At 72.0% G+C, this 16,033-nt stretch carries 14 protein-coding genes; 1 reads left to right on the top strand and 13 read right to left on the bottom strand.

From position 1 onward, the window contains the following. Positions 1-513: 513 nt before the first annotated feature. Positions 514-3,030, bottom strand: a complete 2,517-nt coding sequence (gene pepN, locus ACIGXO_RS29750) for an aminopeptidase N (RefSeq protein ID WP_399792941.1) — start codon at positions 3,028-3,030, stop codon at positions 514-516. A gap of 273 nt (positions 3,031-3,303) precedes the next feature. Here pepN and ACIGXO_RS29745 point away from each other — a divergent pair, with 273 nt between their 5' ends. After that, on the top strand, positions 3,304-3,846 hold the full coding sequence (locus ACIGXO_RS29745; RefSeq protein WP_399792938.1) for a MarR family winged helix-turn-helix transcriptional regulator: 543 nt from the start codon (positions 3,304-3,306) through the stop codon (positions 3,844-3,846). On the opposite strand, the gene ACIGXO_RS29740 is transcribed toward ACIGXO_RS29745, so the two are convergent. The 12 genes from ACIGXO_RS29740 to ACIGXO_RS29685 form a co-directional block, all read right to left on the bottom strand. Then, positions 3,800-5,131, bottom strand: coding sequence for an MFS transporter (locus ACIGXO_RS29740; protein ID WP_399792936.1), 1,332 nt, complete (start codon positions 5,129-5,131; stop codon positions 3,800-3,802). The two genes, ACIGXO_RS29745 and ACIGXO_RS29740, sit on opposite strands and share 47 nt — an antisense overlap. Before the next feature lie 4 nt (positions 5,132-5,135). Further along, a complete protein-coding gene (locus ACIGXO_RS29735; RefSeq protein WP_399792934.1) occupies positions 5,136-6,203 on the bottom strand; it encodes a Rieske 2Fe-2S domain-containing protein in 1,068 nt (355 codons plus the stop codon). A gap of 1 nt (position 6,204) precedes the next feature. Next, positions 6,205-6,426, bottom strand: coding sequence for a recombinase-like helix-turn-helix domain-containing protein (locus tag ACIGXO_RS29730; RefSeq protein ID WP_399792932.1), 222 nt, complete (start codon positions 6,424-6,426; stop codon positions 6,205-6,207). A gap of 36 nt (positions 6,427-6,462) precedes the next feature. Then, positions 6,463-7,455 (bottom strand): PDR/VanB family oxidoreductase, encoded by a 993-nt coding sequence (locus ACIGXO_RS29725; RefSeq protein WP_399792930.1) that lies wholly within the window; start codon positions 7,453-7,455, stop codon positions 6,463-6,465. Positions 7,456-7,468: 13 nt separating this feature from the next. Then, complete coding sequence (locus ACIGXO_RS29720) at positions 7,469-9,136, bottom strand: thiamine pyrophosphate-binding protein (RefSeq protein WP_399792928.1); 1,668 nt, start codon at positions 9,134-9,136, stop codon at positions 7,469-7,471. A 9-nt stretch (positions 9,137-9,145) separates the two neighbouring features. Beyond that, positions 9,146-9,934, bottom strand: a complete 789-nt coding sequence (locus tag ACIGXO_RS29715) for an SDR family oxidoreductase (protein ID WP_399792926.1) — start codon at positions 9,932-9,934, stop codon at positions 9,146-9,148. 91 nt (positions 9,935-10,025) lie between these two features. Then, positions 10,026-10,763: an SDR family oxidoreductase gene (locus tag ACIGXO_RS29710; protein ID WP_399792924.1), complete on the bottom strand. Its 738-nt coding sequence runs from the start codon at positions 10,761-10,763 to the stop codon at positions 10,026-10,028. Next, the gene (locus ACIGXO_RS29705) at positions 10,763-11,284 is read right to left on the bottom strand and encodes a cupin domain-containing protein (protein WP_399792922.1); all 522 of its coding nucleotides are present in this window, start codon (positions 11,282-11,284) and stop codon (positions 10,763-10,765) included. Before ACIGXO_RS29705 ends, ACIGXO_RS29710 begins: the two co-directional genes overlap by 1 nt. A 48-nt stretch (positions 11,285-11,332) precedes the next feature. After that, positions 11,333-12,139: an alpha/beta fold hydrolase gene (locus ACIGXO_RS29700; protein WP_399792920.1), complete on the bottom strand. Its 807-nt coding sequence runs from the start codon at positions 12,137-12,139 to the stop codon at positions 11,333-11,335. Between the two features lie 110 nt (positions 12,140-12,249). Then, on the bottom strand, positions 12,250-13,179 hold the full coding sequence (locus ACIGXO_RS29695) for an aspartate dehydrogenase domain-containing protein (protein ID WP_399792918.1): 930 nt from the start codon (positions 13,177-13,179) through the stop codon (positions 12,250-12,252). Then, on the bottom strand, positions 13,176-14,135 hold the full coding sequence (locus ACIGXO_RS29690) for a VOC family protein (protein WP_399792916.1): 960 nt from the start codon (positions 14,133-14,135) through the stop codon (positions 13,176-13,178). Before ACIGXO_RS29690 ends, ACIGXO_RS29695 begins: the two co-directional genes overlap by 4 nt. Before the next feature lie 235 nt (positions 14,136-14,370). Continuing rightward, a complete protein-coding gene (locus tag ACIGXO_RS29685) occupies positions 14,371-15,858 on the bottom strand; it encodes an aldehyde dehydrogenase (protein ID WP_399793300.1) in 1,488 nt (495 codons plus the stop codon). Positions 15,859-16,033: the final 175 nt, after the last annotated feature.

The following is a 16,033-nucleotide window of genomic DNA, read 5'->3' as shown; positions in this document are numbered from 1 at the left end:
TGCGGGGTCCGCCACCGTGTGCGGGGCGGGCTCTCGGGCGGGACTTGGGTGGCTTGGTGGACTCGCGGGGCTCGATGGACTCGTGGGGCTTGCGGGGGTGTTGTCGCCTGGGGCCGGGGCGCCTGGGGCGGGCACAGGCATGGGTGTGCCCTTCTTGTTGGGGAATCGATTGGTTTAGGGCGACCTAAGTTACTTCCGGTGTCGAGTACTTCGCCGAGATGCGGGTGGAGTCCACTCGCACGAGGGACACGCGTGGGGGTTGCGGCGAACGGATCTGGTATGGGCCCGCCCCACACCGGTTCGGCCCCGGTCCGCACCGTTCGGCCCCGGCCCGCACCTTCGACCCCGGTCTGCACCGTTCAGCTCCGGTCCGCACCGTTCGGCCCCGGTCCGCACCCCGGCAAAGCACTCGAGGTGCGGACCGGTCCGACTCCCCCGGTTCTCAGGCCAGGGACCTCAGGCCAGGGACCTCAACCCTGGGACCTCAACCCTGGGATCTCAGTTCCTGGGATCTCAGCCCTGGGCGCCCCGTACGGCCAGCGCGCGGCGGAGGTCGTCGAGCTGGTCGGCGAGCTTGCGCCGGAGGGCGGGGGTGGGCTCGGCGTCGCTCAGGCACGCCTCGCCGAGCCGGAGGGTCGCCGCCTCGACGAGCGGTGCGGGGAACGCGTACCGGCCGGCGGCCTCGGCCAGGGCCGGGCCCCGGCGTTCGGCGAGGGTGACGGCGTCGGTGAAGTACCGCTCGACGTAGGGGCGTACGAGGTCGGCCTGCTCGGGGGCCCAGAAGCCGGTGGCGGTGGCGGTGAAGAGGTAGGTGGACAGGTCGTCGGCGGTGTCGGTGGTGAACATGGCGTCCCAGGCGGTCTTCTTGGCGGCCGGGTCGGGGAGGGCGGCGTGGCAGCGGGCGGCGCCTTCCTTGCCGCTGGCGCTGGGGTCCCGGGTCAGTTCGGCGTCGATGGCGGTGGGTGTGGTGGCGCCGAGGACGGCGAGGCGGCCGAGGATGCGCCAGCGCAGTTCAGGGTCGAGGGCGGGGCCGCCGGGGACGCTGTCGCCGTCGAGCCAGTCCTGGATGCCTTCGGGTGTGGTGGCGCTGTCGATGAAGGTACGGACGGCTGCGAGGCGGAGACCCTGCCCGTCGCCGTTCTCGCTGCCTTCGGTGCGGCGGAGGATGTCGCGGCAGAGGTCGCCGAGGGTGGTGAGGGCGGCGGGGCGGTCGGCCGCGGGGAGGTAGCGGTCGGCGATCTGGGTGCGGGCGAAGGCCAGTACGCCCTGGACGAGGGCGGTGTCGGTCTCGTGCGGGAGGTGGGTGCGGACGGCTTCGAGGTAGGCGGCGGGGGGCAGTTCGCCGTCGCGGACCATGTCGCGCGCCGCGTTCCAGACCACGGCGCGGGTGAGGGGGTCGGGGAGGCCGGAGAGGGCGGTCTGTGCGGTGGTCCAGGAGGTGGGATCGAGGCGGACCTTGGCGTAGGTGAGGTCGCCGTCGTTGAGGAGGATCAGGTCGGGGCGGCGGCCCTGGATGGTGTGTGTGCGGTCTCCGGGCAGGTCGTGGGTGAGGGGTGTGCGGGGGACGAGGCGGCCGGGGGTGGTGGGGTCCTGGTCGTAGAGGCCGATGGTGAGGTGGTGCGGGCGGTCACCCTCGTGGGTGACGGTGAGGGTCCAGGAGCCCTCGGTGGTCTCGTCGATGGCGGGGGTGAGGGTGTCGACTCCGGTGGTGCGCAGCCACTTGTCGGCCCAGGCGTGGACATCGCGGTCGGTGGCGCGGGCGAGGGAGTCGGTGAAGTCGGCGAGGGTGGCGTTGCCGAAGCGGTGCCGGGCGAAGTGGTCGTTGATGCCGGCGAGGAAGTCCTTTTCACCCATCCAGGCGACGAGTTGGCGCAGTGCGGAGGCGCCCTTGGCGTAGGAGATGCCGTCGAAGTTGAGGAAGGCGGAGGCGGTGTCGGGGACGGCGTCGGGGGCGGGGGCGACGGGGTGGGTGGAGGGGCGCTGGTCGGCGTCGTATCCCCAGCTCTTACGGGCGACGCCGAAGTCGGTCCAGGTGTCGGTGAAGTGGGTGGCTTCGCTGAGGACCTGGTATCCCATGTACTCGGCGAAGGACTCGTTGAGCCAGATGTCGTCCCACCACGCGAGGGTGACGAGGTCGCCGAACCACATGTGGGCCATTTCGTGGGCGATGACCATGCCGCGGGTCTGGCGCTCGGTGTCGGTGACGGCGGAGCGGTAGACGAATTCGTCGCGGAAGGTGACGAGTCCGGGGTTCTCCATGGCGCCGGCGTTGAATTCGGGGACGAATGCCTGGTCGTAGGAGTCGAAGGGGTAGGGCTCGTCGAAGAGCTGGTGGTAGCGGTCGTAGCAGCGGCGGGTGATGTCGAGGATTTCGTCGGCGTCGGCGTTGAGGTAGGGCGCGAGGGAGCGGCGGCAGTGGATGCCGAAGGGGAGGCCGGCGTGCTCGGTGCGGACGGAGTGCCAGGGGCCGGCGGCGACGGCGACGAGGTAGGTGCTGATGGGCGGGGTGGGGGCGAGGGTCCAGTGGCCTTCGGGGGTGCGGGTGGCGAGGGAGTTGCCGAGGACGGTCCATCCGTCGGGGGCGGTGACGGTGAGGGCGAAGACGGCTTTGAGGTCGGGCTGGTCGAAGGCGGGGAAGACGCGCTGGACGTCTTCCATGAACAGCTGGGTGTAGAGGTAGGTCTCGCCGTCGGCGGGGTCGGTGAAGCGGTGCATGCCTTCGCCGGTGCGGGAGTAGCGCATGGTGGCTTCGATGCGCAGCTCGTGCTCGCCGGGGGTGAGGCCGGTGAGCGGGAAGTGGTTGTCCGCCAGGTCGGCCGGGTCGAGGGGGCGGCCGTCGAGGGTGATGCTGTGCAGCTGGTCGGGCTTGAGGTCGAGGAAGGTGTCGCCCGGAGTGCGCGCGCTGAAGCTGATGGCCGTGCGGGTGGTGAAGTGCTCCTCGCCGGTGGTGAGGTCGAGGTCGATGTCGTAGCGGTGGACGTCGAGGATGCGGGCTCGGGTGTGCGCTTCGTCGCGCGTCAATGCGGGCATGGCGTCATGCTGCCGCAGGTCGGCGGATTCGCGCACCCATGCCTCCGAGCCTGTGGATAACTCGCCGGGCGGGGGCTGTGGCGGGGCTTTGCGGCGGCTGGTGGCCTGGCCGGAAGCGGTCGGCGGCGGGGTGGTGACGGTGGGGCCTCGCCGTGGCCGGAATCGCGCGCGGCGGCCGGAACCGTTAAGTGGGAGGGCTTCTCAGTACTAAGATTTCCGGAAGATCATGGCCGGGTGCCCGGCCCGATGGGCGAGCCCGGGGAGGGTGCCGAGATGGCGAGGAAGACGGCGGCGCGGGACGCGGTGGCCGGCATCATCGAGGACTGGCGGCGGGAGCGGCCGGAGCTGGACACCTCGCCGCTGGAGGTGCTGGCGCGGCTGCACCGTACGTTCCTGCGGTACAGCGCGAAGCTGACGGCTTCGGTGGAGTCGCACGGCCTGTCGGTGGCCGGTTTCGATGTGCTGACGGCGCTGCGCAGGGCGGGGAAGCCGTACCGGCGCACGGCGGGCCAGCTGGCCGATTCGGGGCTGATCTCGTCGGCGGGCGTGACGCTGCGGATCGACCGGCTGGAGAAGGACGGTCTGATCGTGCGGGAGCGGGATCCGGAGGACCGGCGGGTGGTGCGGTCGCGGCTGACGGAGGAGGGCCTGGCCAAGATCGACGCGTTGTTCGCCGAGCATCTGGAGAACGAGCGGCGGATGCTGGCCGGCCTCTCCCCCGCCGAGTGCCGTCAGCTGGCGCGGCTGCTGTCGAAGCTGGAGCGGTCCATCACGGAGTCGGGTGCGGTGGAGCCGGACGCGTCGCCCGAGGCGTGAGGGGCGGGTCCTCGGCGCCGGGCGGGCCGGGCCGGAGCAGGAGCCAGGCTCCGCAGACCAGCGTGATGGCCTGGGCGCCGATGAGCAGTGCGTATCCGGCGGCGAAGCCGTGGCCGCCGCCGAGGGCGATGGCCGCGCCCATGGCGGTGGGCATGAAGGCGGAGACGAGGTTGCCGACGCCGTTGACCACTCCGTAGGCGCTGCCGACCGTACCTGCCGGTGCGTGCCGCTGTACGAGGGTGGGGATGGCCGGGCCCTGGAGGCCCCAGAAGCCGCCTGCCAGGACGAGTCCGGTGGCGGCGAGCCAGGCGGCGTCCGCGGTGATGACGAGCAGGACGCAGCTCCCGGTGCCGAGCGCGCCGGCGACGAACAGCAGGGGCAGCCTGCGGGCGGGCAGTTTGTCGATGAGGTAACCGCCGAGGAAGCCGGCGGCCAGGCCCATCAGGAAGGGCAGCGCGGAGACGGCGCCCATCTGGGCGAGGGAGAAGTGGCGTTCCTGCAGGAGGTACGCCGGCAGCCAGGAGCTGCTCCCCCACAGGTAGGCCAGGGTGGCGATCTCGATGAGCAGGATGCAGCCGAGGCGTGGGGTGCGCAGGGCTTCGCGCAGGGTGGCCGCCACACCGCGCCGCGGTCCCGTGGGCGCGCTCTCCTGACCGGTACGGCCCTCCCCGGTGCGTCCCCGTCCCCGTATGAAGAGCGCGATCAGCGGCAGCCCGAGCGCGGCGTTGAGGAGCGCGAGGAGCACGAAGGACGTGTGCCAGTCGTAGCGGTGGACGAGGTAGGTGATCAGGGGCAGTCCGAGGGCGGTGCCCAGGGAGACGCCCATGGAGCTGACCGCGTTGGGCCTGCCGACCTCGTGCGGGGCGAAGTGCTCCTTGACGTACATCGTCTTGAGCGAGAACAGCGGCCCTTCGGACACGCCCAGCAGGAAGCGGAGGGCGACGAACATCAGGGCGCCGAGCGCGTACGGGGAGAGCAGGGTGAGCGCCGCCCAGAGGCCGACGCTCACCAGGAGGCCGCGCCGCGCTCCCAGGGCGGATTCGTACAGCGGGGTGAGGAAGAAGGCGGCGAGTCCGTACCCGATGAGGAAGACGGTCATCAGGGCGCCTTGGAGGACGCGGTCGCCGGTCATGCCGAAGTGGTCGGTGAAGGCCCGGTCGGTGATCAGTACGGAGACGTTGACGCGGTCGATGTAGGAGATCAGGACGACGGCGAGCAGGCTGAGGACGCCCGCCCACCGCCGCGGGGAGGCCGTGGCGGTGGGCGGTGCTGCGGTCGGCGCCACGGTGTCAGCCGCCGGCGGGGGCGGGCGCCGCGGCGGGCTCCGGGGAGGCCAGCGCGGCGGCCTGCTGTTCGGCGGCGGTCCGGTAGAGGCGGCGCAGCCGTACGACACCGAGGTCGTGCTGGTAGAGGTTCTCGGCCTGATCGGCGTCGTGCGGCATGGCCTCCAGCATGACGCGGTCCTGTTCGAGAACTTCCCAGTGGCGCTTCTCGATGAGGGTGCGGTACAGGAAGCGCCAGGTGTCGCGCTGCCAGCCCGTGACCTTGCGGTAGCGCCAGAAGAAGACGCCGCTGCGGTGCTCGTCCACGGGGCAGATCATGCCGACGATCCCGAAGGGGCCGCCGGGGCCCGCGGACGGCGGGTACGGGATGGACAGGTCGACCCAGTCGACCCCGGTGCGGCACAGTTCGACCCAGTCGAAGTTGACGCCGCGCTGGTCGGTCTTCTCGAAGAAGTAACCGCGGTCGGTCTCCCGGATGCGGAACTTGGCGGTGGTGTCACCGTCGAACATCGTGTGCGACTCGTGGTGCAGGAACTGTCCGTGCATCGGGTCGAGGAGGTTCTCCATGCCGAACCGCCACGGCACATTCCACTCGGCGTAACAGAGGATGGCCTCGGTACCGGGGTCGGTGAGCGGTTCGGGGAGGGTCAGTTCGCACGGCTCCGGATGCTGCTCGTCGCCGAAGTAGGCGAGGATCGCGCCGCCGACCTCGCGTACGGGGAGGCTGGTGACGAGCTTCTTGCCCTCCAGGTTGCAGCCGGGCAGGCCCGGTACGGAGGAGACCGTGCCCTCGCCCTCGACCTCGACGCCGTGGTACCAGCAGGCCACGCGGTCGCCGAGGTGCTTGCCGAGGGAGAGCCGCGCGCCCCGGTGGGGGCAGCGGTCGGCGAGCATGTGGAGGGTGCCGTCGGCGCGGCGGAAGAGCAGCCAGTCCTCTCCGAGGGCGGTGACCTTGCGCATGCCTCCGGGGGTGACGAAGTGGGACGGCACTACGGGGTGCCACTGGTTACGCAGCCCGGTGGCGTAGATGTGCTCAGCGGTGGCGGCGGTGCCGGCCTTCGTGGTGAGGGTCATGTCAGGCTCCCAGGCGGTGCATCTCGGCGCGGAAGGTGTCCTCGGTCCAGGGGGCGCCGTCGGGGGCGTGCACCTGCCGGGAGTTGAGGCCGCGGACGACATCGGCGAGCTCGTGGCCTTCGTGGGTGAAGACCTCTTCGAGGGTCGCGGCGAGCTTGTACTCGTACGGGGTGGGCTCGTGCGTACGGGACTGGTGGACGTCCAGGTACGGCCAGGGGGTCATCGGTGCCTCCGGTGTCTACAAGGCGAGCGGGGTGGCTTACAGGTCGAGGACGAGGCGTTCGGAGGCACAGCGCGAGACGCAGATCATCATGGTCGCGTTCGCCGCGTGCTCGGCCTCGCTGAGGAGGAAGTCGCGGTGGTCGGGGACGCCTTCGAGGACGCGGGTCTCGCAGCTTCCGCAGATGCCGTCGCGGCAGGAGCTCTCGGCCTGGAGGCCGGCGGCCTCGGCGGCTTCGAGGACGGAGGTGTCGGCACCGACGGTGAGCGTCACTCCGGAGCGGCGGCACTCGACTTCAAAGGCGCTGTCGTCGCCGCTGCGCTCCACGGTGGGCGCGGCAAAGCGCTCCACCCGGAGCTGTGCGGCGGGGCAGCGGTCCTCGACGGCGGCGAGCAGCGGCTCGGGCCCGCAGCAGTACACGAGGGTGCGGTCGTCGAGGCCGGTCAGAGCCGCGTCGAGGTCGATGTGGCCGTGTTCGTCCTGGGGGTGGAGGACGAGTTCGCCGCCTCCTCGGGTGGCGAGGTCGGCGAGTTCGCTGCCGAAGGCCATCGAGGCGCGGCTGCGCCCTCCGTGGACGAGCCGCCAGGGCACGCCCTTACGGGTGGCCTCGCGGGCCATGGCCAGCAGCGGGGTGATGCCGATGCCGCCGGCGATGAACAGGTACGCGGGCGCGTCGGTGAGTGCGAAGTGGTTGCGGGGGCCGACGGCGGTGACGGTCTGTCCGGGGCGCAGCTGGGTGTGGACGAAGCGGGAACCTCCGCGGGAGGCCGGTTCGTTGAGGACTCCGAGGCGGTAGCGCGTGGTGTCGAGGGGCTCGCCGCACAGGGAGTACTGCCGGGTGTGGCCGCCGACGTGCAGGTCGAGGTGGGCGCCGGGCTGCCAGGCGGGCAGTGGCTTGCTGTCGGGGTGGACGAGGTCGACGGAGAGAACGCCATCGGCTTCCCAGGTCATGCGGTGGACGAGCAGGTCGAGGCGGGGCTCGGCGGCCGTGTCCTGGTCTGGGGTGCCCGGCTGGGGCTCGTTGCTGGTCATGGCGTCGGCCTCCTCACGCGGTGGGGATCTTGACGGGCGGGGTGAACGGGTTCTTCATCGGGCCGAGCGCTTCGAGGTCGACCTCGACGAGGGTGGGGCCGCCGGAGGCGACGGCCTCGGCGAGGACGGGCGCCGCGTCGGCCTCGGCGGCGATCCGGGCGTAGGGCAGGCCGCAGGCGCGGGCCAGGAGGGAGAAGTCGGGGGTGGTGAGGTCGACTCCGGAGCGGCGCTCGCTGTAGCGGTCCTGCATGTTGCGGAGCACGCCGTAACCGCCGTCGTTGAAGACGAGGAGGGTGAGGGCGGGCCGTTCCTGGGCGAGCGTGAGGAGCTCCCCCAGGTGCACGGCGAGGCCGCCGTCGCCGGCCATGACGACGGTCGGTGCGTCCGGCCGTGCCAGTGCGGCGCCGAGGCCCATGCCCAGGCCCTGGCCGATGCCGCCGCCGCGCGGGAAGACGTTGTCGCGCGGGTCGTAGATCTCCAGCAGGCGGTTGCCCCAGCTGCTGGAGGGGATGGTGACGTCGCGGGCGATGACGGCGCGGCGCGGCAGGGCGTCGCGCAGCGCGTCGCAGACGGCGGCCTGCGGCCCGATGGCGTCGTGCAGAGCGGCGCGTACCTCCTCGCGTACGGAGGCGACGCGGGCGGTCCAGCCGGGCTCGGCGCTGCCGGTCGCGGGGCCGTCGCCGGGAGCCTGCAGTCCCTCGGGCAGACGGGCGAGCAGGGCGCCGAGTACGGCGTGCGCGTCGCCGTGCAGCGCGTGCTGCGCCGGGTAGACGCGCCCCAGGGCGGCGGCGTCGACGTCGATCTGGAGGTGCGCCTCGGGCAGGCCGAGCGAGTAGTCGCCGGTCTCGTTGGAGCGGAAGTGAGTGCCGATGCTGAGCAGGACGTCGGCCTCGGCGAGCAGGGCGCGGCCCGCCGGTGTGGTGGCGAAGTTGCCGATGACCTGCGGGTGGTCCTCGGGGACGGCGCCGCGGCCGGAGTTGGAGGTGAACAGTCCGGCGCCGGTGCGTGCCAGCAGCTCGGCGAGCCGCTCCCCGGCCCCGCACGCGCCGCCTCCCGCCCAGATCAGGGGCTTGCGGGCGCCGGCCAGCAGCCGTGCGGCGGCGTCGAGTGCGGCCGCTTCCGGGTGGGCCGTCTCCGGGGGCGTCACGGTGACGTGCTCGTCCTGCTGCGGCGCGTACTGCAGGTCGATCGGCCACTCCACGCTCGCCGGGCCGCCCGGCGCGCGCAGGGCGGCACACGCCGCCTCACGGAGGATGCGCCCCGCGTCCTCCGTGGAGGGCACGGTCGCCGCGTACGTGGAGACCGCGCCCAACATGGCGAGCTGGTCCTTGGTCTCGTGGATGAAGCCGCGGCCGCTGCCGAGGTACTGGCTCTCGATCTGGCCGGTGACGTGCAGGACGGCGGTGCCGGCGCTCAGCGCTTCGATGAGCGAGCCAGCGGCGTTGCCCGCACCGGTACCGGTGGAGGTGAGGGCGCAGCCTATGGAGCCGCGGGCGCGTCCGTAGGCGTCGGCGGCGTTCACCGCGGTGGCTTCGTGGCGTACGGGCACGAAGCGCAGCTCACGGTTGACGGCTTCGACGAGCGGCAGGTTGTGGACGCTGACGATGCCGAACACGGTGTCGATGCCGAGTTCGCGCAGGACGGCGACGAGGAGGTCGCCTCCGGTGGGATGGTGCGTCATGGAGGCTCCTCAGAGGATGCCGCGGCCGACTCCGCCGCAGACGTCGATGCTGGTTCCGGTGATGTACGAGGCGCGCGGCGAGAGGAGGGCCAGTACCGCGTAGGCGACTTCCTCGGCGCTGCCGAGGCGGCCGAGGGCGATGCCGCGGTCGGCGGCCAGTTCGGCCTGCCACTCCTCGTAGGTGAGTCCGCTGTCGGCGGCGGCGTGCCGGCGGGTCCACTGCCCGGTGTCGATCAGGCCGAGGCACACGGAGTTGACGCGGATGCCGTCGGGGGCGAGTTCCCGGGCCAGGTTGGCGGAGAGGTTGAGGATGCCGGCGCGGGCGGCGCTGGTGGTGATGAGGCGGGGTTCGGGCTGCTTGGCCAGGACGGCGTTGATGTTGACGATGCCGGCGGCGTCGGAGGCGCGCAGGTGCGGAAGGGCAGCGTGCAGGGGGTTGAGTACGCCGGCGAACTTCAGCTCCAGTTCGTCGCGCCAGTCCTCCTCAGTGGTCTCCGCGAGGCGCTTCATACGGGACTGCCCGGCATTGTTGACCAGGCCGTCCAGGGTGCCGAAGCGGTCGGCGGTACGGGTCACGAAGTCGCGTACGGCGGTGGCGTCCCGTACGTCGCAGACGCCGGTCAGCAGCCGGTCGGTGCCTGCTCCGAGGCGGGCCGCGGCCTTGTCGAGACGGTCGGCGTCGCGGCCGCAGGTGGCGACGCGTGCGCCTTCGGCCAGGAGGGCGCGGACCGTGGCCAGGCCGACGCCCGAGCTGCCGCCGGTGACCAGTACGGTGCGGTCGGCGAGGCCCAGGTCCATGGGATGTTCCTTCGGTGGTGGTGAGCGGTGCGAAGTGCGCGGGGAGCGCCCGGTGGTGGCCGCGCGCCGGTGCACACCGGGCGCGCGTTGATCAGTGCATCGTGAAGCCGCCGTTGACAGCGATCACCTGTCCCGTGAGGTAGCGGGACTCCTCGCCGAGCAGGAAGGCGACGACGCCGGTGAGGTCGTCCGGCTGCTGGGTCCGGGAGATGGCCCGGTTGAGCCGGTAGAGCTCGTGGCGTTCCGCGGGGACGTTCTCGGTCGCCTCGCACTCGGTGATGCCGGGCGCGACGGCGTTGACGGTGATGCCCCGGTCGCCCAGTTCGCGTGCCATGGCCCGGGTGAGGGCGATGACGGCGCCCTTGGAGGCGATGTAGTGGGCCAGCCGCGGGGAGCCGTACAGCGCGGCGTCCGACGCGAGGTTGACGATGCGGCCGATGCCCGCGGCGAGGAGCTGGGGCAGCAGGGCGCGGGCGACGAGCCACGGCCCGCGGGCGTTGACCGTCATGATCCGGTCCCAGGCGTCGATGCCGATGTCCTGGAATTCCTTGCCGCCCACGCCGTTGGCGAGGCCGGCGTTGTTGACCAGGCCGTGCAGCGGTCCCAGCTCGGCGACCCGCTCCGCCATCGCCGCGACCGAGTCCGGATCGGCGACGTCGCACGGGAGGAAGTGGGCGTCGTGGCCCTCGGCGCGCAGCTCGTCGGCCACCCGCGTGCCCCGCTCGGCGTCGAGTTCGGCGACCACGACGCGGTGTCCGTCCGCGGCGGCCCGGCGGGCCATGGCCTCCCCCAGGCCACGGCCGGCGCCGGTGATGACGACGGTGCGCATCAGTCGCGGGTGACGCCGTGCATCGGCGAGTGCTCGGGGTAGGTGGGGACCTGCGGCTTCTGCGTGCCGATGACGACGCAGAAGAGGGCGTCGGTGTCGCCCTCGTTCTTGAGGGACCGGGCCACACCGGCCGGCACGACGATCATGTCGCGGTACCCGAGCGTGCGGTACTCGACCTCGTCCTTGCCGCGGTGGATACCGACCCTGACCTTCCCCTCCAGGACGAAGAACGCCTCTTCGACGTCGTGGTGGGTGTGCTCGGGGCCCTCGGCACCGGGCGGCAGCAGCATGTTGGAGAAGGTGAAGCCGCCGGACGGCAGCACGCGGTTGTCGCCTTCGTGGTTACCGGTGGCACCGGAGCCGACGTACCGGATCTGGGCGCGTCGGTACTGGTCACCGGCCTTGGCCTGGAAGGCCAGGGTGTTCCAGTCGGGCTCGCGGGAGTCCTTGGTGGCGATCAGGGAGTCGGTGTAGCGGGCGAGGTCGCCGCCGTTGTCGTACTCGGTGGTGGTGATGGGCATGACATGCACTCCTTTAGTCATATGAATGGGCGGGGCTGTGGACAGTCCTCAGCCGGCTTCGGCGATTCCTGCTGAAATTCGGAGGTGGGCGAGAACCCACGCGTCGAAGGCATCGGGCTGTTCCTGGTTCGCGAGGTGACCGGCGTCCTTGACGATCACGTACACGGAGGAATGGAGGTCTGCTGTGAGCAGCTGGCTCGCTTCGATCCCGGTGACCCGGTCCTGGTCACCGCAGAGCACCAAGGTGGGCGCCCTGACGGCGGCGAGGTCGGCGATACGCAGGTCGGTGGCGGCCATCGACTCGGTCGCGTAGCGGTAGCCGGGCAGCCGCAGGGAGCGCGCCATGGTGTCGGTGACGCGCTGGACGAGCGCGCCGGGAGCGGCGTCGGAGACCAGGCGGGGGCCGCGCCGTTCGGCGAAGGCGCGAGGACCGGCCTCGGCCAGCTCGTCGGCCCGGGCCCGCATCGCTTCGGCCTTGGCCGGGTCGGTGCCCGAACCAACGCTGGAATCGGCGACGATCAGAGAGGAGACGAGTTCGGGGTGGCGGGCGGCGAGCCGCATGGCGATGACGCCGCCCCAGGAGACCCCGAGCACATGAGCGCGGCCGCCACGCTGCCGGATGAGGGCGGCGGCGGTATCGGCGAAGTCATCGAGCGTGAACGGGCCAGTCGGGTCGGCCGACTTGGCGTAGCCCGGTGCGTCCCAGGCCACTACGCGCACGTACCGGCTCAGCGTGGCGAGCTGCGGCGCGAACGCGGCGGAGGAGGACCCGATCCCGTGCAGACACAGCAGTACAGGACCGCTGTCGCCGGCTTCCTCGACGTGCAGCCGGGCGAGATCGTAAGGAGAGGGCATGGAGGACGTAGACGTAGCGGATGCGGAGGATCGGGAGGTGGATGACATGGACTCGAGCGGCGCGGAGCACGCGGACGAGGAAGGGGAAACGGGAGGAGCGGTGCGGCCGGTCATAGGATCTGCCCCCTCCGCCCGGCGAGGGCGCCGAGGCTGCGCAGCACCGCGTACGGCACGACCTGGCTGGTCGCGGGGTTGTTGGGGTCGGGGAGGTGCTGCACTTCGAAGCGGTAGACACCGTGGCTGCCGGATGCCTCGATGACGTGCCGGGTGTGCTGGGCCGCCGGGTCGGCGACGACATGGACGCGTACGGCATCCAGGTCGCCGACGGCCAGTGCGACGGAGGCGGCGACGTTGGTGGACTTGGGGAACTTCACCGGCACATCGCGGGCGGTGCCGCGCATGACCTCGACCGGTCCGGTGGCCGTGCGCATCCGGTGCAGCAAGTCCTCGCCCATCCAGGGCTGTTCGAGGGTGCTGGGCAGCTTGGTGGTGGTGAGGGTGACGTCGGTGAGATGACCGAGGGAGCGTACGGCCTGCAGCAGGTCCAGGCCGCCGACGGCACCGCCGGTGAAGTACACACGGCCCGGGCCGGCGGCTAGGAGGGCGGAGGAGACGTCCTCATCGGTGAGCGCGCCGGTGGAGGCGATGAGGAGGTCGGTACCGGAGCGCAGGACGCGTTCGCCCCACTCGCGGACGACGCTCTGGCCCGCCGCTTCGACGATGAGGTCGCAGCGGTCGAGGGCCTCCTCGAAGGAGAGCTGGGGTACGGGGGCGTCGCCGAGAGCACGGTTGTCGACGATGCAGATCAGCTCGGCGCCGGGGACGTTCCCCTCGGCGAGCGCGGTGCCCACGATGCGGCCGATGGCGCCCCAGCCGACGAGGCCGACCTTGCGGGAGGTGGGGGGCGTGGTGGGCGCCGGTGAGGTGGTGGCCGCTGTGGCTGTCGAAGGCAGTGTCGAGGAGGTCGTGACAGTGGTTGTCGAGGAGAGGGGGGACGTGCTGGTCGACGTCGGGTTCTGTGTGGTGGTCGGGTGTGTCATGCGGGGATCTCCTGCGGGGCCGGCTGGGTAAGGGGGCCTGGGTCGGGGTGACCGGCCATGTGGGAGCGGATCTCCGGTGACGGGGGGCCTGCGGTGCCCCACAGGTCGGACAGCTCCGGCACCCGGCGCCAGACGCGGGCGATCCAGGCGTCCTCGACGATCTGGGCGACCTCGGAGGTGTATTCGCAGACGAGACCGGAAGGGTCGGTGAAGTAGGAGAAGGTGTTGTTACCGGGTCCGTGCCGCCCCGGGCCCCACTGAGGGGTGATGCCGTGGTGGCGCAGCCGGCCCAGCCCGCGCATGAAGTGGTCGACCGAGCTCATCTCGTACGCGACGTGGTTGAGGGAGGTCCACTCGGCCTGGTTGAAGGCGATGCAGTGGTGGTCCGCGTTGCAGCGCAGGAACGCCATCTGGTGTTCCGACCAGTCCGATACCCGCAGGCCCAGGACGTCGCAGTAGAAGGTGACGGCGGCGTCGATGTCGGTGGTGTTGAGGACGGCGTGGGTGACGCCGACCGGGACGGCGCCGTCGCGGCCCCGCGGGGCGACGGCTTCGACCTGGGCGCTGATCTCGATGAGCCGCTGTTCGGGGTCGGTGAAGCGGAGTCCGTAGCCACCGCCGACCTGGTCCAGCGGGCCGGGACCGGTGACGGGCGTGATGCCGCGGGCGAGCAGTCGGCGGGCGGCTTCGTCGACCTCGGCGGGGGTGGCGACGGCGAAGGCGATCCGGCCGAGTCCGGTGCGGTCGGCGCGGGTCAGCTGGAGGACGTGGTGTTCGTCGCCCGTGCCACGCAGCCAGCGTGCGCCCCGGTCGCCCTCGACGGCCTCCAGGCCCCAGACCTCCTGGTAGAAGTCGGCGGCTTCGGTGAAGGCGGGGGTGAACAGTTCGACGCACCGCAGGGAGCGCAGGCGCGCGATGGGCTGCTGGGGCGGCGGCTGATGCGGGGTACGGGACATCGCTGTCTCCAGTCGTACGGGGGGCGATGGGGCGTGGTGGGTTGGTGGCGGGTGGGCGGAGGAGGAGGTGGAGGTGGGTGGGGCGGGGGGCGGGGCCCCCGGAGGGTGCGGGGCGGGCCCCGGAGGAGTGCGGGGTGTCCCTCCGAAGGGGCGGGCTAGACGGAGCAGGTGGGTCAGACGAATCAGGTGGGCCAGACAGGCCAGGTGGCCGGACGGAACAGGTAGGCCAGGCAGGTCAGGTGGCCCAAGGGAGGGGGTTGGACGAGGTGTTCCAGTAGAGGGATTTCTGGCGTTGGTGGGCGCGGATGCCGTCGCGGCCCTTTTCGCGGCCGAGGCCGCTGTCCTTCATGCCGCCGAAGGGGGTGGAGATGCTGAACTGCTTGTAGGTGTTGATCCAGACGGTGCCGGCGTCGATGCGGTGAGCGAGGCGCCAGGCGCGGGCGGCGTCCTTGGTCCACAGACCGCAGGCCAGTCCGTAGACGGAGTCGTTGGCCTGCGCGACCAGGTCGTCCTCGTCGTCGAAGGGGAGGGCGACCAGGACGGGGCCGAAGATCTCTTCCTGGCAGGTGCGGGCGGAGTTCGGCAGGCCGTCGAGGACCGTGGGGAGGTAGTACGCGCCGTCGCGGTACTGCTCGCCTTCGGGCGCCGCGCCACCGCACAGGACGCGGGCGCCTTCCTCGCGGGCCAGGTCCACGTACGCGGCGACGGCGTCCCGGTGCGCGTGGTGGACCAGGGGGGCGACCTGGGTGCTGGGGTCGGTACCGGGGCCGACGCGGAGTTTCCGCGTACGGGCGACGAGTTCGGTGAGGAAGTGGTCGTACAACGGGCGGGCGATGAAGAGGCGGGAGCCGGCGATACAGCTCTGGCCACTGGAGGAGAAGATGCCGAACATCACGCCGGCCAGGGCCTGTTCGACGTCGGCGTCCTCGAGGACGACGGTGGGTGACTTGCCGCCGAGTTCGAGGGAGACGGGCATCAGCTTGTCGGCGGCGGCGTGCGCGAGGGTGCGGCCGGTGCGGGTACCGCCGGTGAAGGTGACCTTGCCGACCACCGGGTGGCGGACGATCGCGTCGCCGATGACGCGGCCGGGTCCGGGGAGTACGGAGAGCAGGCCCGTGGGCAGGCCGTACTCGCTCAGCGCGCGGTAAACGATGCGGCCGAGCGCGAGGGAGACCAGCGGGGTCCATTCGGCGGGCTTGAGGAGTACCGCGTTGCCCGCGGCGAGGGCCGGGGCGAGTTTCTGGGCGTCGCTGGCGATGGGCGAGTTCCAGGGGGTGATGGCGCCGATGACGCCGATCGGTTCGTGGACGCTCATCGTGACGTACGGGCCGCGGGCGGGGGTGAGGGCGTCCTCTGCGGTCTCCAGGGCGGCGGCGGTGTAGCGGAAGGTGCCGGCGGCGCTGTGGACCAGGGCGCGCGTCTCGGTGCGGGCCTTGCCGGTGTCGGCGGTCTGCAGGGCGGAGAGGTCTTCGGCCGCCTCCTCGATGAGGGCGGCGATGCGGTGCAGCACCCGGGCGCGTTCGTGGGCCGGCAGGTCGCGCCAGGCCGGGTCGGCGGCGGCCCGCGCGGCGCGTTCGGCGGCTTCCTCGACGTCGGCGAGCGAAGCGCCGCGGAGGACGGTGAGGACCTGGCCGGTCGCCGGGTCGGTGGTGGCGATCGGCGTACCGCGGCCCGGCCGCCACTCCCCTGCCACGAGGATCTCGTCCGCCGGGATGACGTCCACGGGGGACGCGGTCACGGGGGCGGCGTTTACGGGGATCGATGACGGCGCGGGAGCCCGGGACGGCGTCGGCGCACCGGACGACGCGGAGGCACCGGCCGATGCGGATGACTCAGGCGGCGCGGCGGGCGCGGCATCCCTGGCGGGCGTCGGCGGGGTCGGGGCGTTTGAGGTCGAA

The organism is Streptomyces sp. NPDC053542, assembly GCF_044544685.1.
In the GTDB taxonomy this organism is placed as follows: Bacteria; Actinomycetota; Actinomycetes; order Streptomycetales; family Streptomycetaceae; genus Streptomyces.
The sequence above is the reverse complement of the archived record's forward strand: the minus strand, read 5'-3'. Positions and strand labels throughout refer to the sequence as shown.